Here is a 345-nt window from a genome sequence, read left to right as displayed (position 1 = left end):
AGGTTTTATTTTTTTATTGGGGGATTGTTTATATCAACATGAAAAGGAAGGAGGTTGTCCTCTTCAGTTTTCCCGTAGAATTGTTCCTGAATTTCTTGATTTGCCCTTGCTGCCTCTGAATTTACATCGGAAGCTTCCCTTGCACTATAGTCTTTTAATTTTTCACTCATTTTTTGATTGGCTGCCATAGTCGAATCTTTGGATTGTTTATCATTTAACAAATTTAATCCCTCACTTCATTATTTCTTCCTAATTAAGATAGATTTTTTTAATAAAAAAATACACTATTCTTCAAAAGAAAAAGACAAATCTCATTAATAATTAAATCTTCGGAAGACATGATAT

Annotated in this window: 1 protein-coding gene; it reads right to left on the bottom strand. The window is 30.4% G+C overall.

The window, feature by feature from the left end:
- Positions 1-5: 5 nt before the first annotated feature.
- Positions 6-221 (bottom strand): hypothetical protein, encoded by a 216-nt coding sequence (locus V7266_RS15000; protein WP_335468715.1) that lies wholly within the window; start codon positions 219-221, stop codon positions 6-8.
- Positions 222-345 lie beyond the last annotated feature (124 nt).

This window comes from Neobacillus drentensis (genome assembly GCF_036965645.1).
GTDB lineage: Bacteria > Bacillota > Bacilli > Bacillales > Cytobacillaceae > Neobacillus > Neobacillus drentensis_D.
The sequence above is the reverse complement of the archived record's forward strand: the minus strand, read 5'-3'. Positions and strand labels throughout refer to the sequence as shown.